The 17,535-nt window shown below is 70.7% G+C and carries 13 protein-coding genes; 10 read left to right on the top strand and 3 right to left on the bottom strand.

The window, feature by feature from the left end; all coding sequences use genetic code 11:
* Window positions 1-571: 571 nt before the first annotated feature.
* The 3 genes from AWX74_RS35165 (at window position 572) to AWX74_RS40435 (ending at window position 6,829) form a co-directional block, all read left to right on the top strand.
* Window positions 572-1,687, top strand: coding sequence for a hypothetical protein (locus AWX74_RS35165; protein WP_091285673.1), 1,116 nt, complete (start codon window positions 572-574; stop codon window positions 1,685-1,687).
* Window positions 1,688-2,083: 396 nt separating this feature from the next.
* Window positions 2,084-5,596, top strand: coding sequence for an Ig-like domain-containing protein (locus tag AWX74_RS41820; protein WP_242666571.1), 3,513 nt, complete (start codon window positions 2,084-2,086; stop codon window positions 5,594-5,596).
* A 324-nt stretch (window positions 5,597-5,920) separates the two neighbouring features.
* Window positions 5,921-6,829, top strand: a complete 909-nt coding sequence (locus AWX74_RS40435) for an Ig-like domain-containing protein (RefSeq protein WP_165615921.1) — start codon at window positions 5,921-5,923, stop codon at window positions 6,827-6,829.
* A gap of 108 nt (window positions 6,830-6,937) precedes the next feature.
* Here AWX74_RS40435 and AWX74_RS35150 read toward each other — a convergent pair whose 3' ends face one another.
* Window positions 6,938-7,786, bottom strand: coding sequence for a LysR family transcriptional regulator (locus AWX74_RS35150; RefSeq protein ID WP_091285668.1), 849 nt, complete (start codon window positions 7,784-7,786; stop codon window positions 6,938-6,940).
* Between the two features lie 104 nt (window positions 7,787-7,890).
* On the opposite strand from AWX74_RS35150, the gene AWX74_RS35145 reads away from it, so the two are divergent.
* The 4 genes from AWX74_RS35145 to AWX74_RS40995 all read left to right on the top strand — a co-directional run bounded on the left by AWX74_RS35145 (window position 7,891) and on the right by AWX74_RS40995 (window position 12,256).
* Complete coding sequence (locus AWX74_RS35145) at window positions 7,891-8,649, top strand: SDR family oxidoreductase (RefSeq protein ID WP_091285666.1); 759 nt, start codon at window positions 7,891-7,893, stop codon at window positions 8,647-8,649.
* A 126-nt stretch (window positions 8,650-8,775) separates the two neighbouring features.
* Window positions 8,776-9,618, top strand: a complete 843-nt coding sequence (locus AWX74_RS35140; protein WP_091285663.1) for a TetR/AcrR family transcriptional regulator — start codon at window positions 8,776-8,778, stop codon at window positions 9,616-9,618.
* Window positions 9,615-10,568, top strand: coding sequence for an ABC transporter ATP-binding protein (locus AWX74_RS35135; RefSeq protein WP_091285660.1), 954 nt, complete (start codon window positions 9,615-9,617; stop codon window positions 10,566-10,568). The genes AWX74_RS35140 and AWX74_RS35135 overlap by 4 nt, the downstream gene beginning before the upstream one ends.
* Window positions 10,565-12,256 carry an ABC transporter permease gene (locus AWX74_RS40995; protein ID WP_091285657.1) on the top strand — a complete coding sequence of 564 codons (1,692 nt, stop codon included), beginning with the start codon at window positions 10,565-10,567 and terminating at the stop codon, window positions 12,254-12,256. Before AWX74_RS35135 ends, AWX74_RS40995 begins: the two co-directional genes overlap by 4 nt.
* 15 nt (window positions 12,257-12,271) lie before the next feature.
* On the opposite strand, the gene AWX74_RS35125 is transcribed toward AWX74_RS40995, so the two are convergent.
* The gene (locus AWX74_RS35125) at window positions 12,272-12,622 is read right to left on the bottom strand and encodes a YiaA/YiaB family inner membrane protein (protein ID WP_091285654.1); all 351 of its coding nucleotides are present in this window, start codon (window positions 12,620-12,622) and stop codon (window positions 12,272-12,274) included.
* 147 nt (window positions 12,623-12,769) lie between these two features.
* Here AWX74_RS35125 and macS point away from each other — a divergent pair, with 147 nt between their 5' ends.
* Together macS and AWX74_RS35115 are read left to right on the top strand one after the other, a co-directional pair.
* Entirely contained in the window at window positions 12,770-14,062 is a 1,293-nt protein-coding gene (gene macS, locus AWX74_RS35120) for a MacS family sensor histidine kinase (RefSeq protein WP_242666570.1), read from the top strand.
* Window positions 14,049-14,798: a response regulator gene (locus AWX74_RS35115; protein WP_397311965.1), complete on the top strand. Its 750-nt coding sequence runs from the start codon at window positions 14,049-14,051 to the stop codon at window positions 14,796-14,798. Before macS ends, AWX74_RS35115 begins: the two co-directional genes overlap by 14 nt.
* 187 nt (window positions 14,799-14,985) lie before the next feature.
* Here the strand turns inward: AWX74_RS35115 and AWX74_RS35110 are convergent, their stop codons facing one another.
* On the bottom strand, window positions 14,986-15,618 hold the full coding sequence (locus AWX74_RS35110; RefSeq protein WP_091285648.1) for a maleylpyruvate isomerase N-terminal domain-containing protein: 633 nt from the start codon (window positions 15,616-15,618) through the stop codon (window positions 14,986-14,988).
* 508 nt (window positions 15,619-16,126) lie between these two features.
* On the opposite strand from AWX74_RS35110, the gene AWX74_RS35105 reads away from it, so the two are divergent.
* Window positions 16,127-17,359 carry an ABC transporter substrate-binding protein gene (locus AWX74_RS35105; RefSeq protein ID WP_091285644.1) on the top strand — a complete coding sequence of 411 codons (1,233 nt, stop codon included), beginning with the start codon at window positions 16,127-16,129 and terminating at the stop codon, window positions 17,357-17,359.
* Window positions 17,360-17,535 lie beyond the last annotated feature (176 nt).

Here is a 17,535-nt window from a genome sequence, read left to right as displayed (position 1 = left end):
GTGTCCGTATTTGTCCTATTGGTGGTGAATTGCTAGCGCTGTGCGGCGGCGCAGGAATCCCTGGTGCCCCGACGCGCACGGCCTCGGTCGGACATCCGTCTTCGGGCCTGTCGACGCCGGGCGCATGCCGCGTACGCCCGTCCGACCCTCGCGGCGTACGGCAGGATCCGTGGCGTGGATGCGGATGAATTATCGCAATCACACCGCAGGTACGGTGCTGGCCGGGTATGTTCCGTACCGGAAGATCTGCTCCTGGCGCGGGCTGCGTCGCGGGAAAGATCTGTTGCGCTCGTCGTCACCTCGTTCGGGTCGGTCACCTGAGAGGTGTGCGGCGAGAGTCCGGCGACGGGCGACGTCACCCCGGACGTGGAGAGCCAGCCAAGCGGTCGTTCGGCTGGTACTCGCCTGGTGTCTCACGTGCCACAGCGTTTTCGGTGAGAAGCGCCGAGGGGTGGTCCCGTCCGGGGTTCTTCGATTCTTCGGTCCACCTTGGAATCGCCGTGAGCAGTTCGTGATGTCTTTCCCGCCGTGGCTGGTAGACCTGTCCATTCGGGTATTGAGGAAGAAGGCGATGGCGAAGAAGTCCCTGCGATCCCCCTTGGTCGCGGCACTCGTTCTGGGTACCGCGCTGGCCGTCACGCTGCCTGGAACCGCTTACGCGGCGACCACCATCACAGTACGTACCGCGACCCCCGCGTCCGGGCCGGGCACAGCCAACACGGAGAACACGAGCGACGCGAACTGCCGGAGCGGCGGCGACACCGACGACGTGGTCTCCGGAGTCGGCATTCTCCAGACCATCGGTACCGCGGCAGCGCAGAGCAATCTGCACGTCAAGGGAATCGTCCCCTTCAACGGGACCAGTGAGTACACCCTCCCGAACTCCTACTCGGACGGGGTCGTCGGCACCAATGCGACCCAGGCGCGAGCGGTCGGTGCCACGGGTGGTTCGGGAGGCGGTTTCGATGCCGCCTTCGGGTCGACTCCGTATGCGATGTGCCTGGATCCGGGTGGCACGATCACGGGTACCCAGATCGTGATGGACCACGTCGCGGGGCCGACCGCCCCGGGAACAATCGACCTGGCGGTGGCGACCTGCCCCGAGGGCACCCGTCTGCTGGGCGGCGGCGCGCGAACTCTCCCGGGCACCGTGGGGCCCCTCAAGCCAATCGTCAGCTACCCCACCTTCCTGGACGGCACAGGCCTCGGTACTCACGACAACGGCGCCATCGCCGCCGCCGACGGGGAGACCAACCCGGATTCCTGGGCCGCGGGCGGCTCGTACGGCGGTATGAGCACGAGCTCCAGCAACGTCACGTACGCGTATGCGATCTGCAGTGGGGATGAAATCGACGTCAGCGGCGTCACTGTCACCGTGCGATACGACGACTCGAGTGGTCCCACCAGCAACACCGACCTGCACGAGACCACGGTCGGATGCGGCGAAGAAGACGGAACGCTGATCAGCGGCGGCGCCGGTATCAGCGGCGGTGACATCACCACCTCCGACTTCACCGCACCCGGAACCCAGGGCGACCACCTGAACGGCAGCTACCCCAGCGACAGCAGCGGGAATCCGCTCACCACCTCGCCGGCGCACTGGACGTCCCTCACGCACACCGGCGGAAGCGGCTCGACAGGTGCCACCACATCCCACGTCTGGGCGCTGTGCCTGACCGGCAACTGATCGACACGCACAGCGCGGCACGTTCGTAACACAGAGCGACAAGATGATCTCGACAGGTGGGGCGGCGTTGGGTGGATCGCCCCGCCTGTCGAGCTGCCCGATGTGCTGGATCCGCGGAGCACTGCCACCGATCTCCTGCTTCCGCATATGAGGATTATTTCGTCGGAAGTTGTTGTTTTTGCGGTTCTACAAGTAGTACCGTGCTGCTCGCCGAGACGGATGACGGTCCGTGACCGGTGTGGTCGCCGGCGTCTGCGGTGCCGCGCCATCGATCGGCTGGGCCGCAAGCAACGTCGGGTACGGGGACTTGCTGCGCCTGTGTACCGACCAGTTGACGTCAGGGGGGCTCGCGCGATGCGACGCAGGGACTGGGGCAGGGCTCGAGGTAGACGGTCGGTGGGATCTGGGCGATCGCGGGGAGTGGCCGTCGCCCTGTCCGCTCTCGTGGTGGCTGTCGCCGCGGTGGCGCCCACCGTCATAGCGCCTGTCGTGGCCGCGGCGGCTGAACCGCAGGAACTGCGGGAACCGGTGATCCGGGTCGCCTCCGCCGAGCTCACCGTCCCGGCCACACCGTCGGCTTCCGCGACCGCGGTGACCTCGTGCCCGGCGGGCAGCCGGCTGCTCAGCGGAGGTGCGCTGGCCAGCGGAACCGATGTCACCGCCGCCAGCGGGCTGCGCGCGAAGGCGACCTTCCCCAGCCACGCGAACGGGACCCGGATCGAGGACAGCACCGGGGAGATTCCCGAGTACTGGGCGGCCGTCGGCGATGTCACCGGTCCGCCCGGGGACGGTGGCAAGGTCTCCGGTTTCGCGGTGTGTGTGGAGGAGGCGAGGCTGCTCGGCCAGCTGTCGGTCGTCGCACGCCTCGCGGTCGGCCCGACCCAGGCGGGCGCCGTCCAGGTGACGGCCCCGTGCCCCGGCGGAACAGTGGCGGTGGGCGGCGGCGGGCTGATGGCGTCAGGCGGGTCGCTTGCCGGCATGACGACGGTCAGCAGTTTTCCCAGCGACGCCCAGGGGAATCCGCTCCCGGACGGGGCGGCGGACCCTCGGTACTGGACGGCGGTGGTGGTCGGCAGCGGGGCGGCCCCGACGACCACGCGGACCATCGCGAGCGTCATGTGCGCCAAGCCCGCCGACATGGATGTCAGGGTGGTTCGCAAGGACGGCCTGGGCCCGCCGGCCGGCAACGGCCAGGTGACCTACACGGCCAGCTGCCCGGCGGATCTCGCTCTGCTGGGCGGAGGGCAGCATCTGAGCAGAGGCGCGGGTGGGGCGTACGCGCCTGACGCGTACCTGCGCGGCAGCTATCCCAGCGACCAGGCGGGCGTCCCCGCCGGCAACGGGTCGACCGGTCCGTCGTCGTGGAGTTCCACCATCGTCGCCGGTGCTTCCGGCGGGACGGGCGATCAGGTCGCGAGCACGTTCGCGCTGTGTGGCGACTTCGACCACGACACGACGACGTCGCTGGCGACGAACACCACGAGCCCGCTGTTCGGCCGGCCGGTCGAACTGACGGCCTCCGTGCTGCCGACGCTGCGCGATGTCGGCACCCCGACCGGAACCGTCACCTTCTCCGACGAGACGATGCCGCTGGCGACCGTTCCCCTGAACGCCGGGGGAAAGGCCGTTCTCCGTACTCCCAGCCTGCAGCCCGGAACCCATTCGATCACGGCGAGCTACAGCGGAGGCCCGACCTTCCACCCCAGCTCCACGGCACCGACGACGATCACGGTCGGTTTCAGTGAGCCGTGCCTGACCACGGTGCACAAGAGCGCGATGACGGTGCGGCCTGAGCAGGCTCTGTGTATCGGTCCCGGTGGCCTGCAGAAGGGCCCGATGAACGTCGAACCGGGCGGCGCGCTGGCGGTGACCGGTGGCGAGATCGCCGGGACGGTTTCCAGCAGCGGCGCCTCCGCGTTCACGCTGTGCCAGTCCACGGTGGGCGGTCCTGTCACGGTGCAGGGCAGCACCGGTCTCGTCCTGATCGGTTCGGACCATCTGCCCTGCGCGGGCAACACGATCAAGGGCAGCCTGACTGTGACCGGCAACACCGGCGGCGTACAGGTGATCGGGAACACGACGAACGGCCTACTTACGGTCAAGGACAACAGTGATCCCAGTCCGGGTCCGACCGATCCGCAGGACCCGCAGGAACCGCCGGACCCGCGGGAGCCGGTGATCCACGTGGCCACCACCGACCTTCCCGTACCGCCGGCGTCGTCGGCGTTCGCGACCGCGGTGACCGCGTGCCCGGAAGGCAGCGTGCTGGTCAGCGGGGGGCTGTGGGGCAGCAAGGTCGATGCCACCGACCCCGTCCCCCCGATCAACGGCCTGCGCGCGAAGGGGTCCTTCCCCAGCGACGTGAGCGGGACCATGAGCACGACCGGCGCGCAGAACCCGCAGTTCTGGGCGGCCGTGGGCAACTTCGGTGGGCAGGCCGAAGAGGGCGACAAGATCACAAGCTTCGCGGTGTGCGCGCAGGGAACGCAGCTCAACCACCGGGTGGTCTCGGTCGCCTCCGTCCCCGGCCCGCTCAGAGCGGGAAACGTCCTGGTCACCGCCGCGTGTCCGGAGGGAACCGTCGTGGTGGGTGGTGGCTCGCACACGCTGCCGCCGGAAGCGGCCACCCTGAAGGCGGTGGGTAGCTTCCCCAGCGACGCCCAGGGGAACCCGCTCCCGAACGGGGCGTTGAACCCCCGGTACTGGACCGGTATGGGCGTTGCCAACGGGCGGTTCGACGTGCCCCCGCAGACCTTCGCGTACGCGGTGTGCGCCGAGCCCGGTGAGATGGACGTCCAGGTGGTCCGGACGGAGCGGCTCGGCCCCCAGGAGGGCAGCAGCTACGCGATCACCACTGCGACCTGCCCGACCGGCCGCACCCTCATCGGGGGCGGTGTGCATCTGCTGCAGGGCCCGACCTCGGGGCCGGTGACCGGCGGCACCCATCTGCGCGGGAGCTATCCCAGCGACGCACTGGGTGATCCCGCCGTCAACGGTGCCACGAACCCCGCCTCCTGGAGTGCGGTCATCGCGGCCGGCGGCTCGAGCGGGACAGGTGACGCACCCGCGCTCGGATTCGCGTTGTGTGCCGACTTCGATCACGAGTCGGCGACGTCACTGGCGGCGAGCACCCCGAGTCCCCTGTTCGGCCGGGCCGTCGAGCTGACGGCCTCGGTACGGCCGGCCGTGTCTGATGCCGGCAGCCCCACCGGTGCGGTCAGCTTCTCCGACGGGGAGACCCTCCTGGCGGTCGTTCCGGTGACCGCGGGGCAGGCCGTCCTGCGCACCACCAGCCTGCAGCCCGGTACCCACCAGATCACGGCCCGCTACAGCGGGGGCCCGACCTTCAAGCCCAGCACCACCACGGCACCGACCACGATCACGGTCGGCTTCAGCCAGCCCTGCATCACCGCCGTGCACAAGGCCGCCATCACCGTGGCGGCCGACCAGTCCCTGTGCATCGGGCCCGGCGGCCAGCAGAAGGGCCCGGTGACGGTAAACCCCGGCGGCGCGCTCGCCGTGACCGGCGGCGAGATCGCCGGGGCGCTCTCGGTCAACCAGGCTGCTGCGTTCACGCTGTGCCAGTCCTCGGTGAGCGGTTCCGTCACGGTGCAGAGCGGTACCGGGCTCGTCCTGATCGGCTCGGACTACCTGCCCTGCGCGGGCAACACCATCAACGGCACCGTCACCGTGAGCGCCAACACCGGCGGACTGTCGGTCAGTGGCACCACGATCAGCGGGCCACTCACGGTCAGGGACAACAGCGGTGACGGACCGGACCCCGGCGACCCGGTCCCCGCCATCACCGCGAACCGTATCGGCGGCGGGCTGAGCTGCACCGGAAACATCCCCACCGTGCGGGAGCAGGGCAACACCGTCAACGGCGTCCGGTCAGGACAGTGCCGTTAGCCAGGACAGTGCCGTTAGTCAAAACAGCGCCGTTAGTCAGGGCAGTGCTGTTAGGACGCCAGCCACCGGTTGACGGACCCGTCGGGCCCCGTCAACCGGTACCGGTCCGCTTCGAGTTCGACGGATCCCGGATCCCCGGCGCAGTCAGCCCGGGATCCGGGATCGCTACGTCGTCGGTAGCCAGGCGCGCAGGGTCTACGCCACGCTTCTAGTCTGTGTGCTTCTCATGCAGTTTGGAACGGTTTCTGTTCCAGGGACGTGCAAGGCATGCGGGCCCAAGCTCGGAGCCCGGCCGCGCGCCTCCCGTTGACCCTGGAGGTGTGTATGGGCTTTCGGCTGCTTACCCGCTCGATGTCCGGCGGGCCGTCATTGCTTGTCCTCGCCGCAACTGTGACCTGTGGTTTTCTTGTCGCGGGCTGTGAGCCGACCGCTTCTGGCCCGGGTGGCGGTGGGCCGACCGTCACCGCGGCGCCGACACCCACGACGACCACGCCCGCGCCGAGCCCGACGCGCGGCGCGACGCCGACCGCCGGTGGCCCGACGTCGACGCCGGTGCCCACGACACCCACGACGCCCGCGCCGACGACCAGCCAGCCGAGCGCGTCGCCGTCCGCGGCTGACACGCGGATCGCCGTGCAGGCCGCAGGCAACGTGCGTCAGGGTGGGATCGATGTCGGTGTGGCCACCGTCCCGGGCGCCGGCACTCCCTGGCCGACCGGAACCATCAAGGTGTACGAGGGGAGCGCTCTCCTCGGGACGGTGACCATCAAGCACGGCGACATGGATCCGTACTCCATGGGCGGCCTCGACATCACTCTCGCTCCCGGCTATCACACCCTGACGCTCGACTACAGCGGCGACGCGACCTACCGGCCGGACCGGCGCACGATGGCGGCGAACATCGCGAATGCGCAGATCATCGCGTCGATTCCCGGTGGAACTGTCGTCTGGGCGGAGTCGTACTCCGTGGATATCGAGGTGAAGGGCCTTCCCGGGGTATCGGGGACTCCGTCCGGCAAGGTGCGCAACAGGGAGAACTTCGGCCTGCCCTCGTTCGAGGCGACGCTCGACGCGAACGGGCGTGCGACGCTCGAGATCGACCCGTCATGGTCGGGCACGGCTCCGTTCACCGCGCCCCGTGCGAACGCCATCTTCATCGAGTACCTGGGCGACGACGACTTCGTGCCCACGACGTTGATGGTCGAGTTCACGGAGGTCCCCAACACGCCGTAGCCGCTGCCCTCGCCCGGCCCGGGGCGGGCGAGCGAGCCGGGACGGGACGGGACGGGTGACGGGGCGCCGGATGTCCGGGCTGTTCCCCAGGTGTGGGTGGTGCGGTGGTCAGAGACGGGTGGCGGCGCGGACCAGTCCGGCGAGGGCTCGGGAGCGGCTGTGCGGCGGCCACGCGATCACCGTCGTCACCGGCGGTGCGTCCAGCACGGGGACGGCGGTGATGTCGGGGCGAAGGCTGACGCGGCAGGACTCCGGCAGGACGGTGCAGGTCCGGCCGAGCGCGATCAGCTGGTACAGCTGCGTGTGGTCCCGAACCTGCGGGCCGGGGCCGTCGGGGTAGGTGCCGTTACGGCCCGGCCAGCGGGGCATCGGCAGGCCGGGCAGCGCGGCGACGTCGGCCATCCGCAGGTTGGCCCGGCCGGTGAGGAAATGCCCGGAGGGCAGGAGCGCGACCTGACCTTCGGTGCACAGTTCCTCGGTGTCGAACCCGACCGTCGAGTCGTACGGCCGGTGCAGCAGCGCCACGTCGGCCCGCCCGTCGCGAAGCAGTCGTTCCTGCTCGGCGATCCCGCAGAGGATCACGTCGACGGTGGCCGCGCCTGGTTCGGCGGCGTACGCGTCGAGCAGCTTCGCCAGCAGCTCACCGGACGCGCCGGCCTTCGTGACGAGCACCAGGTCGGCCTCGCCTGTTCCGGCGAGCGCGGCGCGGCGGGTCCGGCGGTCCGCGGCGTCGACCGCGTCGAGGGCGGCCCGGCCCTCCCGCAGCAGCACCGCCCCGGCCTCGGTCAGCGTGACACTGCGGCTGCTGCGTTCCAAGAGCGTCACCCCGAGTCGGCGCTCCAGCTGGCTGATCGCCCGTGACAGCGGCGGCTGCGTGATCCCGAGGCGTTGCGCGGCCCGCCCGAAATGCAGCTCCTCGGCGAGGGCGATGAAGTAACGCAGCTCCCGCGTCTCCATGAGCTGACGGTACCGCCACCGATTGCCGGATCGATGCCGCTGAGGTATCGCTGCCCACCCAGACGGTGTTGGAGGTCCCGCCGACGCGCCCCGAGGATCGACCCATGAGCGAACGCAACGAACGGAACGAGCAGCCCGGACGGACGACTGCGCTGGTCACCGGCGCGAACAAGGGCATCGGGTACGAGATCGCGGCCGGTCTGGGCGCGCTCGGCTGGAGCGTCGGCGTCGGCGCCCGGGACACCGGGCGCAGGGAGGCAGCCGTGGAGAAGCTGCGCGCGGCCGGCTTCGACGTCTTCGGCGTGCCGCTCGACGTGGCCGACGACGGGAGCGTCGCCGCCGCGGCGGCACTCGTCGAGGAACGCGCCGGCCGCCTCGACGTCCTCGTGAACAACGCCGGGGTGACCGGCGGAATGCCGCAGCAGCCCACCATGGTCGACCCCGCGGTCGTGCGGGCCGTCGTGGAGACGAACGTGATCGGAGTCATCCGCGTCACCAACGCGATGCTGCCGCTGCTGCGCCGCTCGGCGTCGCCGCGGATCGTGAACATGTCCAGCGGCGTCGGATCCATCACCCGGCAGAGCGAATCCGCCGACGTGAGCATGACCGGCCCGATCTCCGCCGCGTACTCGCCGTCGAAGACGTTTCTCAACGCCGTCACCGTCCAGTACGCCAAGGAGCTGCGGGACACCAACATCCTGATCAACGCGGTCTGCCCCGGCTACACCGCGACCGACCTCAACGGCTTCCGCGGCATCCGCACCCCCGAGCAGGGCGCGGCGATCGCGATCCGGCTCGCGACCGTCCCCGCCGATGGCCCGTCCGGCGGCTTCTTCGAGGACGCCGGAGTCGTGCCCTGGTGACAGGCGCCGAGCGGTGCGGACCGCCCTTGGCTCGGTCGGCTACACACTTGTGTAGTAAGCTGCTCATGCGTATAGCGACAGCCTGGCCGCAGGAGTGATGGATGCGGGAGAGGTGGTTGAAGCGCCATGGCCGAGCGGAAAGTGGCGATCACACGAGCTACCGATGGTGATGCTGGCGGTGACGACGTCCACGGCCGGGCGGGTCCGGCGTTCGAGGACCTGACGGCCAGGGCGCGCATCCGGGACGCGGCCCTGCGCCTGTTCGCCGAACAGGGCTTCGAGGCCACGACCATCCGAGGTGTCGCCGAGGCGGCCGGGGTGTCGTCAGGCCTGGTGCGCCACCACTTCGGAGCGAAGGAGGCGCTGCGCGAAGCCTGCGACACCTATGCGCTGGAACGGGCGATGGCCATCAAGGAGGAGGCGGTCGTGGCCGGCCGGCTGGCCGATCCGACGTTCATGGTCGCCGTCCATCCCACCCTGCTGCTGCTCCAGCGCTACGTGGCCCGGTCGATGGTCGACGGCTCCGCGGCAGCCGCCGGCCTGTTCGACGCCATGGTCGCCGAGACGGAGCGGTGGATCGCGACCGGCCGGCTGGCCGGGCCCGGGCCCGATGACGACGACGACCCGCGGGCCTTCGCGGCCGCGCTGGTCGCGATGCAGACCGGCCTGCTCATCCTGCACGACCACGTCTCGCGGGCACTCGGAACCGACATGCTCGACGTCGACGGGCAGGTGCGGCTCGGCCGGGCGGTCGTCGACATCCACTCACGTTCGTTGCTCAGCGCGGAGCAGGCCGCCCAGGCGCGGGCGGCGTACGACGAGATCCAGGCCCGCCGGCCGGCACGTGCGCGCGGCGAGGAGCCGGAGCCTGCGCGCGGCGAGGAGCCGGTGGGTGCCCCGGATGAGCAGCCGCTGTGTGCCCGGGACGGGGAGCCGTCGCGGGCGCAGGACGGGGAGCGCCGGCAGTGACCGCGGCGATCGAGGTGGAGCAGCTGGTCAAGGCCTTCGGTCGCACCCGTGCCCTCGACGGCCTGGACCTGACCGTGCGCACCGGTGAGGTGCACGGCTTCCTCGGCCCCAACGGTGCCGGCAAGAGCACGACGCTGCGTATCGTGCTCGGCCTGGTCCGGGCCGACGCGGGCACGGTGCGCCTGCTCGGCGGGGACGCGTGGCGGGATGCGACCGCGCTGCACCGCCGGCTGGCGTATGTGCCCGGCGACGTCACGCTGTGGCCGAACCTGTCCGGTGGCGAGGCGATCGACCTCCTCGGGCGGCTGCGCGGCGGGCTCGATCCACGGCGGCGGGCGGACCTGCTCGAACGCTTCGATCTGGACCCGCGCAAGAAGGGCCGCTCCTACTCGAAGGGGAACCGGCAGAAGGTCGCGCTGGTCGCCGCCTTCGCCTCGGACGTCGAGCTGCTCATGCTGGACGAGCCGACCTCGGGCCTCGATCCGCTGATGGAGGAGACGTTCCGCGAGCTGATCCGGGAGGAGCAGCGGCGTGACGGGCGCACCGTCCTGCTGTCGAGCCACATCCTGGCTGAGGTGGAGGCGCTGTGCGACCGCGTCACGATCATCCGGGACGGTCGCTCGGTCGAGACCGGCACCCTCGCCGAGCTGCGCCACCTGACCCGCACGTCCGTCCGCGCCGAGCTCGCCGCCCCGGCGGACGCCCTTGACGTTCTCGGTGGTCTGCGCGGCGTCCCCGGCCTTCACAACGTGGACGTGGCCGGGAACCGGGTCAGCTTCGAGGCGGACGGCGACGCCCTCAACGCGGCGTTGCTGCGGCTCACCGCCGCCGGCGTGCGCGGTCTGGTCAGCCAGCCACCAACCCTCGAGGAGCTGTTCCTGCGGCACTACGACCGCGCGGGCGCGCAGGACCGTTCAGGTACGCAGGACCGTTCAGGCACGCGGCCATGAGCCACCTGACCGGCACCGGAACGCAGATCCGGCTGATCCTGCGCCGTGACCGGGTGCTGCTGCCGTGCTGGGTGTTCGTCCTCGGCATCCTGCCGGCCGCCCTGGCGGCATCCTTCGCGGGCCTCTATCCGACGGCCGCCGAGCGGCAGCAGTTCGCCGCGACGAGTGCGCGAAACGGAGCCCTCATCGCGCTGTACGGTCCGCTGCGTGGCTCCAGCCTCGGTGAGCTGGTGTGTTGGCGGGCCGGATTCCTGCCGGTTGTCATCGGTCTGATCAGCGCACTGGTCGTCATCCGGCACACCCGGGCCGAGGAGGAGGCCGGGCGCCGGGAACTGGTCGGCGCGACCGCGGTCGGCCGGCACTCCGGCCTCGCCGCGGCGCTGGCTGTCCTGCTCGCCGCCAACCTCGTCCTCGCCGTGATCGTCACGGTCAGCCTGTCCGGCCGTGGCCTGCCCACGGGCGGATCGCTGGCCTTCGGGCTCACGCTGGCCCTCGGCGGCTGGGTCTTCGCGGCGGTCGGGGCGGTCGCCGCGCAGGTCACCACGGGTGCCGGCAGTGCTCGCGGGATCGCGTGCGCGGTCGTGGCCGCGGCCTACGCGATGCGTGTCGTCGGCGACGGCGGTGGCGTAGGTGGCGGTGGTGGCGTCGGCGGCGGCCTCGGTGGCGATGGTGCCGGTTTGGCGGGGTGGGCCTGGCTTTCCTGGCTGTCGCCGATCGGTCTTCTTCAGCGGAGCTACCCGTTCGGCGCGCGGCACTGGTGGGTGTGCGTACCCGCCGTCGGGATGGTGATCGTTCTCGTCGGGGTGGCTGTCGCGCTGTCCACGCGGCGCGACCTCGGGGCCGGTGTGTTCCCGGATCGTCCGGGGCCGGCGCAGGCGTCGCCGTCGTTGCGTTCGCCGCTTGCCCTCGCCTGGCGGCTGCACCGGGGGCTGCTTGTCTGCTGGGTCGCCGGCTCCGCCCTGCTCGGCCTGGTGTTCGGCGGTGTCGCCGGCAGCGTCGGGGATCTGGTGGGGGACAACCCGGGGCTGCGGGACGTCTTCACCCGGCTGGGCGGCCGGTCCGGGATCATCGACGCCTACTTCGCATCCGTGATGTCGATCACGGCGATGCTCGTCGCGGGCTACGCGATCCAGGCCGTGCTGCGACTGCGGGCCGAGGAGATCGCCGGCCGGGCGGAGCCCGTGCTGGCCACGGCTGCCGGCCGGCTGCGGTGGGCGGCGTCCCACCTGGTGTTCGCCGCGCTGGGCCCGACCGCGGCACTGTTCACCGCCAGCATCGTCACGGGGCTGGTCCACGGGCTGAGCGGTGGTGGTGGCGATGGCGGCGGGGGCGATGACGGCGCCGGTGTCGGTGTCGGTGGTTCGCTGTCGCACCTGGTGCGGCTCGCGGCGCCGCAGCTGCCCGCCGTCGCGGTGCTCGCGGCGATCGCGGTGATGCTGTTCGGCGTGTTCCCCCGGCTGTGGGCGGTGAGCTGGGCGGCATGGGCCGGCTGCCTGCTGATCGGCCTGTTCGGCACCGCGGCGGGGGCGAGCCACTGGCTGCTGGACGTCTCACCGTTCACCCACACCAGCCGTTCGGTCGGTGGATCGGTGCCCGTCCTGCCGCTGTCGCTGCTCACCGTTCTCGCCGCCCTGCTCGTGGTGGCCGGCCTCGCGGGGCTGCGGCGCCGCGACCTGCCGGCCGGCTGACCACCGGCGTGGTGGTCAGGGCGTCAACTGCTGTTTGAAGGGGTCGTACTCGGCCATGAGCCGCTCCAGCCGCGCCTGGTCGACCCGGCTGATGACGGCGGAGGCCTCCTGGTGGTCACGGACGCACTTCGAGAGCGTGAACGTCGAGGTGACGATGTACAGCGTGCCGAGCAGAAGGAAACCACGCATCCAGGCATCGCCCGGAAGATGCGCGATCGCATAGAGGACCGCGATCACCGAGATGCTGAAGGAAAGCGTGGCCTGGACCATGAAAGCGGTCGTCGTCCGGGGTACGGGGGCCTTGGCGGTGGTCATGAGCACAGTGTCGGCCCGGCCGCCCCACCCGGCCTGAGTATCCGTACTCATCTTTCCCTGATGGCCCTTTCCCTGACGGCCCTTTCCCTGACGGCCCTGGCCCTGACGGCACCGACGGCCCGCGGCTGACCGGCCAGGGTGATCCATGCCAACTCCTGGTGGAAAGCGGGATCAGTCACTGTCTGCGAGACTTGTTCGGTGCGCAGGCCACCGGGTTCGGCCCGCCTCCGTGGGCCGAACGGTGTGCGCGGCGCGCTGTGGCGTTCACTCGCGGTCTTCCGCCTGGTGGCGACGTGCTACGCGGTCGTGACGGTCGGGCGTGACCTCGGGCAGGGCACGTCCGCGGTCCCCGGTCTGCTCTGGTTCGTCGCGGTGACCCTCTGGTCGTTGGTCATGTCGTTGTTCGCGCCCGCGGCCGACCGCCGGTGGCCTCGGCTGCGCGACTACCTGGTCGCGGCGGATGTCGTGGTGTGCGTCGCGGTCCTGCTGGCCGCCGGCGCGGTGAGCCCGGCCGGGTCCCGGGATGTCCTTCCCGCCCTGTGGACGGCGAGTGGTGTGTTCAGCGCCGCGCTCGTCGGTGGAACCGTGGGAGGCGTCGCCGGCGGTGTGGTCCTGGCCGTGGCGTCCTTCGTCGCGACCGGCTCGGTGAGCCAGGCCTCGATACGTCCGGCGGTTCTCTTCGTGGTCTCGGGAGCCGTTGTCGGCTACCTCAGCCAGACCGCGTTCCGCGCCGAGTCGGCCCTGGCGCGCCTGCTGGCCGCGCGGGCCGGGGACGCCGAGCGGGAGCGGCTCGCCCGCGACGTCCACGACGGAGTGCTGCAGGTCCTCTCCCTGATCGCCCGTGAGGCCGAGCGAGGCCTGCCCGCCGCCGACGTCGCCAGGCTGGCCGCCGATCAGGAGACAGCGCTGCGTGACCTGCTGCGGTCGCCGGGCGCGGCCGTGCGGGTCGATCCAGAAGATCCGGAAGGTCCAGAGGGCGCTGGGAGGCGGGCGGTCCGGGCGGTCCTGGCAGGCCTGGCAGGCCTGCCAGGCGGCAGGGGCGGATCCTCGCGGCCCGATCCCGCCGAGGCGGATCTCGGGGGCCTGTTGATGGCGATCACCCGGAGGCAGCCGGCGATGGCCGCGGGCGCGGGCGGTGACCTGCCGCTGCAGGTGACGGTCTCGACTCCGGGCGTGCCGGTGCCTCTGCCGAGGAGGCATGCGGACGAGATCGTCGCGGCCGTCCGTGCTGTGCTGGACAATGTGGCCATGCACGCCGGCCCCGGGGCGTCGGCGTGGATCCTGCTTGAGGACGACGGCGGTTCGGTTGTCGTGACCGTTCGCGATGACGGGATCGGCATCGAGCCCGGGCGGGCCGAGCAGGCCGCCGCGCAGGGCCGGCTCGGGCTCGCGGTGTCCGTCCGCGGGCGGATCCGTGAGCTCGGCGGCGACGTCGCCGTCACCGGGCGCCCCGGTGAGGGGACGGAGGTCGAGCTGCGTGTCCCACGGTGATGCCGGCACGGGTACCCGCGATGGAACCGGCGCCGACCGGGCTGGCGTGGGCGGCCGGGTGGTCGTCGTCGACGATCACCCGCTGTGGCGGGAGGCGTTGAGCCGGGATCTCACCGAAGCCGGCTTCTCGGTGGTGGGCACGGCGGGCTCCGTCGCGCAGGCGCTGCGCGTCCTGGCGGCGACCCGGCCCGAGGTCCTCGTCCTGGACCTGGGGCTGCCGGACGGTCCTGGCGTCGAGGTGATCCGCGCCCTGGTCGGCACGACGGAGGCCCCGAACGCCCTGACCGGAGCGCCGGTGTCGGTGCTCGTCGTGTCCGCCTCCGGGGAACAGGCCGACGTGCTGGACGCCGTCAAGGCCGGGGCATCCGGGTACCTGCTCAAGTCAGCCCGTCCTGAGGAGCTCGTCGACGCGGTTCGCCGCACCGCGCGAGGGACCGCCGTCTTCACCGCGGGGCTGGCCGCGCTCGTCCTCGGCGAGGCGTCCCGGGCGTCCCGGGAGCCGGGCTCGGCTGCGGGCACGGGCTCGGCTGCCGAACCGCGCCTCACCGCGCGGGAGGTCGAGGTGCTCAGGCTGGTCGCGAAGGGCCTGTCCGCCCGGGACGCGGCCCGCCAGCTGGGCGTGTCGCATCGGACGGTGCAGAACCACGTCCACAACGTGCTTGCGAAGCTTCAGCTCCGCAACCGGGTCGAGCTGACCCGGTTCGCCCTCCGCGAGGGTTACGACGACGTGCCCTGATGCGCGGCTCCACTCGGTTGTGGCGGTGACTCCGCGCGCCCGCGCGCCCGGTGGCCCGGCGGCCCGGTTTGGCGAGTCGCAAGAGCGAAGGATTTTGGTCGTTCCGACGACCAAAATCCTGCTTTCTTGCGGTTCACCAAAGGCAGTCGGCGCGCTTTTTGTCCCTCTCGACCTGGAATGTGGAATGTCAGATTCCCGCGATCGTCGCCGGGGCACGCTCGGGGCGGCTGAGCGCGCGCAGGACCGCGGTGGGCCCGTGCCGGTGGGCCGCGAGGCGGGTCAGCAGCACCAGGACCGCGTCGGTGGCAGCTGCCGGCAGCTCCGGCGTCGGCACGCCCACGCTGACGGCCAGATCGTCAGAGTGCACGGCGATCTCCAGGATTCGGGTGGTCAGGAAGTCGTCAAGGGACAGTACGAACGACGCCATGCGCACGATCCGGCCGGCAGGCTCGGCCGGCAGCAGGCCGTTCAGTTCCTCGATGGCTGCCTCGACGCGAGCTGCGAGCTCGTCCGGGCCGCCCGCGGCCGTCGCCTCCCCGATCTGGCGGATGCCCACGTTGAGATCGTCGTCGAGGGAAGCGCCAATCCATACCGCCTGGGTGTAGTGCTCGAGGAGGCTGGTGGGCTTCACCTCGGGCTCATGGTCGGCGAGCAGCCGAGAAACAATGGTGACCTGCCAGGCGAGATGACCGGCCAGCCCGCTGACGGTGAACTTCGGCAGGGCGCTGTCCGCATTCCAGCGAGTGGCGACGGCAGGAGCGCGCAGCAGCGCGGCGGCTGATGTCGCGACGTCCAGAAAAAGCTGTCTGGTGGATGTCATGTCCCAGCATTCTGCTCAGATGCCGCCGGCGAGGCAGCCATTTCGCCCGGCGGTCGCCGGGTCCTGGCTTTCGTCGGCATGGGCCGAGCTCCCTGCCGTGGCCCATGGGGATCGCCGGGCTGCTGTCCGCGTGCCGTGTGTCTGGCCATAAGGAGAATTGCGACGATAATGGACATTCTGGTCGGGACCCTGGTGGAGACCGGCGAGGGTGTGCCGGCTCCGCGACGTCCAGATCGGCGACTGGCACTGAGCCGCTCGAGGAGAGAGTCGACCGGCCTTGCGCCCGGCCGATGGCAGCCCGACGAATCGTCCTGGTCGGTTTTGTTGTTAGATAGCCGGGCGTGATCCGGTCTCGCTGTGGGGCGCTGGTTCCAGCCCCCTATCCGGAGGTCGGGTCTCCGTATCTGTCTGTTCGGCGGGCTCGTATTGCCCGTTGGTTACTTTTGCGGGGGGACAAGGTGCTGACAGGGGTATCGGCGTACCTATCGACTGTTCCCGCGGAGCTGTCGTGAGTCGTGTGCGCCGCATAGGTGGCGCCGCCGTCGTGTCCGTGCTGCTCGTAGCCCTCGCCGCCTGTACCGGGCAGCCTCGGGGTCAGGTCGACGCGAGTTCCTGCGCATCACCAGGAGTCACTGACAGTGAAGTGCGGGTCGGTGTTGTGTACACGGACAGCGGTGCGTTGTCGGCTCCCTTCGCCCCGGCGCGTGCCGGATTTGAAGCACGCCTTGCGGTCGAGAACGAAAAAGGTGGGGTGAACGGCCGCCGGATCGTCTACCAGCCGCGTGACGACGGGGGGAGCACCGCGGGGAACCTGGCGGTCAGCCGGGATCTCGTGGCGAACTACGGCGCGTTCGCGATCCTCCAGTCCAGCGCGACGACTTCCGGCGCCGCGAAGTACCTCGCCGACGAGAAGATTCCGGTCATCGGCATCTCGGCGGAAGAGGTCTGGTCGTCCTACCGGAACATGTTCGCCTTCGCCTACCTGGCGAGCAAAGGCCTGCCCGTGGACACCTTCGGTCGGTTCGTGAAGGAACACGGTGGCACGCGGGCCATGGTCATCGGGACGTCCACCAGGCTGACCGGCTCTGACCTGAACAGCCATATGGTGAAGAGCCTTCGCGGAACGGGTGTCCAGATCGACGAGGCGAACCCGGTCGTGGAGTTCCTGCCGGGGGTGACGAGCGCCGCGCGCCTGGCACAGCGGATGGTCGACCAGAAGATCGACACGGTGGTGTCCGGCGGTGCTGCCGCCGACATCGCCGAGGTCGTCAGTGCCGCTCGCAATGCCGGTGTGCGGCTGAAGGTGGTGTTGACTGCCACGGCCCCCGACGCAGCGCTCCTGGAGCAGTACGGGCAGGTACTGGCTGGCCTGGTCTTCTTCGAGCCGTTCACGCCGTTCGAGTCCGAAAACCCCGGGCTGGACGCCTACCACAAGGCGATGGCACGGCACGCGCCGGAGATTTCCGATCCCAACCAGACGGTCGCACTTGCCGCCTACATCAACGCGGACATGCTGATCCGTGGCCTGCAGGAGGCCGGGCCGTGCCCGACCAGGCAGGGCTTCATCGATCGGCTGCGCCAGGTACACGACTACACGGCAGGTGGCCTGGTCCCCACCACCGACTTCGAAGCCGACTTCGGGCAGCTTCGCGCGTGTTACGCATTCGTCCGGGTCGCGGCCGACGCGAAGCATTTCGAGGTGATCGACCCCAACTACTGCGGGACCCGCCTGTCTGGGTGACCCGGCGGTGTAGCCGTCCGCCGTGACGCTTCCGCGGGCCTGCCTGTTCAGACCCGCGGAAGCGCCTCGTTCGCCCGGATCGACGTGCGACAGCGTGACCGCTCGGTCTGTTACGGCGGGTCGCCCCGCCCCCGCCCCGCCTCCGTGGGCCGCCGGTATCCGCGCTGGACGCGTGG

Source organism: Parafrankia irregularis (assembly GCF_001536285.1).
Taxonomy (GTDB): Bacteria; Actinomycetota; Actinomycetes; order Frankiales; family Frankiaceae; genus Parafrankia; species Parafrankia irregularis.
The sequence above is the reverse complement of the archived record's forward strand: the minus strand, read 5'-3'. Positions and strand labels throughout refer to the sequence as shown.